This window comes from Sulfurovum sp. bin170 (genome assembly GCF_010892395.1).
GTDB lineage: Bacteria > Campylobacterota > Campylobacteria > Campylobacterales > Sulfurovaceae > UBA1140.
The window spans coordinates 1-4,755 of sequence record NZ_JAACKB010000096.1; the positions used below are offsets into that span (position 1 = coordinate 1).

Consider the following 4,755-nt stretch of genomic DNA (forward strand, 5'->3'; position numbering starts at 1 on the left):
ATCTCACCTGTCTGACCGAGTGTATAGAATGTGATAATAATACCAAGAACAGTTCCAAGAAGACCGATATAGGGTGCATTGGCTCCAAAACTAGAGATGATGGAGAGATTATTTGTGATGTCAAGCTCTAGTGCCTCTTGGGTGCTGTAGCTCTCCACCTTGACACCTCTGTAAAAGAGCAGTCTCTCTATCCAAAAAAAGAGTGTTAAAAAACTCATAAAAGCTAACAATCCCAATATACCATAATCCACGATTTCACTAAGAAGTTCTATTTCCATTTTTTTCCTTTGGCTAAATTATATCATTTAAAAATGAGAAAATTATGAGAATTATACTCATTTGGTGATTAGTTTTAAATGACTATAATAATTTGATGAAAAAATATACATATTTTAGAGCAAAGAGTATAAGAAATCTGTTATTATGTTATAAATTAACTAAAGGGAATTTTATAATATGACAAAGATTTTACTATCTCTTGTCGCTATTAGCGTAGTGGCAAGTGCAACAGAGGCAAAAAGCGATACCACAGTAGATGGAAAGGCACAACTCTACTACTATACTACTGATAATAAAGATAAGCTATTCTCTAATGAGAGTGCCAATGCAGGTGGGGCTGTGACACTAAATGTATCTCATAAATTTTCAGATGCTATTAGTGCTAACTTTACTGCTATTGGTTATGATAGCTTGGGAGCAAGTGTTGGTGGTGCTATGGAGGGTAAAAATAAAGGTAGTCTATTTGATCCAGAAGATAATATGGCAAAACGACACACCTCTGATGCCTACTTTGGAAATGCAAATATTGTAGCAACTATGGGAGGAACAACGGCTATTGTGGGTCGGCAACAATTAAATACTCCTATGCTTGGCTCTTTTGATTGGCTACTTGCTCCGTCACATTTTGAAGCAGGAACAGTTGTTCACAAGATAGCGAACTTGACACTGATTGGTGCGTATGTTACCAAGTTAAGAGCAAATAACTCTGGAACAGAGTTTGTAAAACTGGCAGATGACAACTATGCTATTGGTATGGCTTATAGTAGTGTTGTGGATGCAAATCTTTGGTATTACAATATAGATGCAGGGGGATATACTCAAATCTATGCTGATGTTTCTGAAAAGAGAAGTGGGGTTCTTTATGCTGTTCAAGCAGTCTCAACTAACTATGATGAGGGTGATGACTCTATGGCTTATGGTCTAAAGGTAGCAGGTGAGATAGATGGTTGGGGTATGAGTATTGCTTATAACAATATTCAAGATAGAGCGGCTGGAAAGGTTGAGGTGGATTCACTCTATACTAGCTCTTGGAATACATGGGCATCTGATAAATTAGATAATTCATTTAAAGTAGAAGCATCTAGAAAATTTAGTGGATTGGCTAGTACGCTTAGTTATGCAAAATATGATGATGGTTGTGAAGTTGATGTTATCTTGGGTTATGAGGTTGCAAAAAATATCTCGCTTAATGCGATATTCTCTAATACAGAGTATACGGAAGATTCAGACGCAGAGAAAGCTTTGGAGTTTATAGGTACTTATAAGTTTTAAACTTTAAAAATATCATTTTCTATCTCTAGTTTTATTATACAAGGGTGGTGCATTTATGCCAATGAAATAAGCGTATTGTTATTGATTTATTAGGACAAGGCAGTGCCATTGTCCCTACAATATTTCAATTTCAAAACAGTAGAGACAAGGGACTCCCTTGTCTAAATCCTTATTTTATTGGCACCACCCTGCAACTTTCAATTGTTTAATTATTTAAATAGGTCAGCCAATGCATCAGTGCTAGTAGTCTTCTCAATTTCATTTGAAGATTTTTTACCTCCATCACCTGTTCTATTGGTAATCCCCTCAATCTCATTAAGCTCAATAGTATAACCAGTCAGCATTGAAGCTAGACGAATATTGATACCACTCTTACCAATCGCTTTTGCTTTTTGGTCATTGGTAATATTGACTAGTACCTTTTTCCCTTTAGGGTCGGTTACTTTTAGGCTCTGAATAATAGCAGGAGACAAGGCTCTAGTGATAAACACCTCAGGGATTGGTGAGTACTCAACGCAGTCGATATTTTCACCATTTAGCTCTGCACTTACTGCATTGATTCTAACCCCTTTTACACCAACGGCCGCACCAATTGGGTCTATGTTTGGGAAATCAGTTTTGAGTGCTAGTTTAGCTCTCTGCCCAGGGATTCTTGCACTTGCTATAATCTCTACAGTCTCATCACCAATCTCTGGAACCTCTTTCTCCATTAGTTTTTCAAGGAATCTTGGTGCTGTTCTTGTAAGTTCAAGGAACATTCCCATCTCTGGGTCTATGCTGACATATCGAAGAAGAGCTTTAACAGTGTCTCCTCTTTTGAACTTTTCACCTTTGATACGATTCCGTTGGCTCAAAATACCTTTTAGCTCACCAATCTCTATAAATGTATTATCTTTATCATCAATACGATTAACAGTTCCTATCATAACTGTACCAACTCTCTCTCGGTATTTTTCAAATAGGTCTTGCTCTACTTGTCTCTGTATATGGTACTGTAACTCTCTAAATAGATTGTGTGAAGCAGTTCGTCCATGATCTTCAAGTATAAAATTACTTCGTAACTCATCCCCTAGCTCAATGTCTGAGCCATACTCCTCTTGAGCCTCCTCTAGGCTAATCACAGAATCTGGCTCTTTTTCAAATCTCTCATCACGATCTTCTGCAACAATTATAATCTGTTCTACACGATAATCTTTTCTATCCATATCTACAGTAGCCTCAAAATGTGATGTATAGGTTGTACATCTTTTTGCAGTTTTAATCAAGGCTTCCTTAAATGCATCTACCGCAGATTCAAGAGAGATATTTTTCTCATGAGCCATAGCCTCTATAATATCAACAATTTTTTCCATAATTAATTCCTTTATTTTCTTTTAACTTTAACAATGTGTTACGAATGTGTGTGATTTTGTCGGTTGTTTGTAGTAGATGAATTATAGCTAAACTTACCTTTAAGTAAAATAGGTATAATATTTTTAAACATAAATATACTGAATTATATTTTTTTTTAAGGATTACAAAGATATGAAACTAAAATTAGCAAGGGCTTCAGTGACAGCGAAACCAAAACTGATAGAGCTGTCAAAGATTGAAGAAGATTTGGAAAAGAAGTCTATATTTTACTTCGATAAGGAGAATTCACATAAAGATTTGAAGACACTTATTGAGCATTTTGAGGAGATGGAGTACTCTGTATATATGCGTGAAGTAAAGTTTGGACTAAACGATGATGAGTTTATATATGAAGTGCATATAGTTAAATAGTTAGCAGTTTAGATTTAATGAAAAAACTTTATATAGAGACCTTAGGGTGTGCTATGAATGTTCGTGATAGCGAACATATGATTGCTGAACTTAATCAAAAAGAGCCATATGAGTTGACAGAGAGAGTAGAAGAGGCTGATTTGATTATCATAAACACTTGCTCTGTTCGTGAAAAACCTGTCTCTAAACTATTTTCAGAGATTGGGATTTTTCGTAAATATAAAAAAGCTTCGGCAAAGATTGGTGTAACAGGTTGTACCGCTTCTCACTTGGGAAGAGATATTATCAAAAGAGCTCCAATAGTTGATTTTGTTCTAGGGGCGAGGAATGTATCTAAACTCTCTACAGTGATTGATAAGAGACATGCTGTTGAGGTTGATATAGACCATGATGATAGCTCTTACGCCTTTGGAGAGTATAGAACCAATCCATTTAAAGCGATGGTCAATATCTCTATGGGATGTGATAAATCATGTACCTACTGTATCGTTCCTGCTACTCGTGGTGACGAGATTTCAATCCCTACGGATTTGATTGTTGGTGAGATAAAAAAGGCTGTAGCGACTGGAGCCAAAGAGATTATGTTACTTGGGCAGAATGTCAACAACTATGGTAAGTACTTCTCCTCTGACCAAGAGAAGTGTAATTTTACGGAACTTCTAAAAAGAGTAAGTAGGATTAATGGTTTAGAGAGAATTCGTTTTACCTCACCACACCCTTTTCATATGGGTGATGAGTTTCTAACAGAGTTTGCCTCAAACCCTAAGATATGTAAGCAGATTCATGTTCCTTTGCAGAGTGGTTCAACCTCTATACTCAAAGAGATGAAGAGAGGCTACTCAAAAGAGTGGTTTATCAATCGCTGTCAAAAGATACGAGAACTCTGCCCTGAAGCTACTATATCTACAGATATTATTGTTGGTTTCCCTGGCGAGAGTGATAAGGATTTTGCAGATACAATGGATGTGCTAGAGCAGGTTCGATTTGAGCAACTTTTCTCATTTAAGTACTCCCCAAGACCACTTACAGCGGCTGCAGAGTATAGTAATCAAATCCCAAATGAGATAGCAAGTGCAAGGTTAACAAAACTACAAGCAAGACACACTGAGATAGTAGATGAGATTATGAATGCACAGATGGATAGAGAGCATATGGTCTATTTTGATGAGTTGAAACCAAATGGAAGAGTCTCTGGGAGATCGGATGATGGTAAACTCTTTTTTGTTAAGGGTAGCGAAGACCTTTTGGGAAAAATAGAGAGAGTAAAAGTCATTAAAACTTCAAGAGGTGCTTTGGATGGTGAACTGTTAATGGTGAATGTATAATTGAAAAAAAGGTTTTTAAGGTGGGTAGGGGTAATTGTTGTTCCTGCTCTTGTCTTTTTTTTAATGCGTTTTTTATGGTTAACTTATAGAAAAAATTATCATTTTATAGATAAGC

At 36.3% G+C, this 4,755-nt stretch carries 5 protein-coding genes; 3 read left to right on the plus strand and 2 right to left on the minus strand.

Annotated elements, in window-relative coordinates:
• The coding region (locus tag GSY74_RS02250) for a MotA/TolQ/ExbB proton channel family protein (RefSeq protein WP_188108684.1) at nucleotides 1–278 on the minus strand (278 nt) is incomplete at its 3' end.
• Between the two features lie 178 nt (nucleotides 279–456).
• Between GSY74_RS02250 and GSY74_RS02255 the strand changes: the two genes are divergently transcribed.
• Nucleotides 457–1,551 (plus strand): hypothetical protein, encoded by a 1,095-nt coding sequence (locus tag GSY74_RS02255; RefSeq protein ID WP_164663492.1) that lies wholly within the window; start codon nucleotides 457–459, stop codon nucleotides 1,549–1,551.
• 209 nt (nucleotides 1,552–1,760) lie between these two features.
• Here the strand turns inward: GSY74_RS02255 and nusA are convergent, their stop codons facing one another.
• Nucleotides 1,761–2,903 carry a transcription termination factor NusA gene (gene nusA, locus GSY74_RS02260; RefSeq protein WP_164663493.1) on the minus strand — a complete coding sequence of 381 codons (1,143 nt, stop codon included), beginning with the start codon at nucleotides 2,901–2,903 and terminating at the stop codon, nucleotides 1,761–1,763.
• Between the two features lie 172 nt (nucleotides 2,904–3,075).
• Here nusA and GSY74_RS02265 point away from each other — a divergent pair, with 172 nt between their 5' ends.
• Nucleotides 3,076–3,315, plus strand: a complete 240-nt coding sequence (locus tag GSY74_RS02265; protein WP_164663494.1) for an HP0268 family nuclease — start codon at nucleotides 3,076–3,078, stop codon at nucleotides 3,313–3,315.
• Between the two features lie 17 nt (nucleotides 3,316–3,332).
• Nucleotides 3,333–4,640: a tRNA (N6-isopentenyl adenosine(37)-C2)-methylthiotransferase MiaB gene (gene miaB, locus GSY74_RS02270; protein WP_164663495.1), complete on the plus strand. Its 1,308-nt coding sequence runs from the start codon at nucleotides 3,333–3,335 to the stop codon at nucleotides 4,638–4,640.
• Nucleotides 4,641–4,755: the final 115 nt, after the last annotated feature.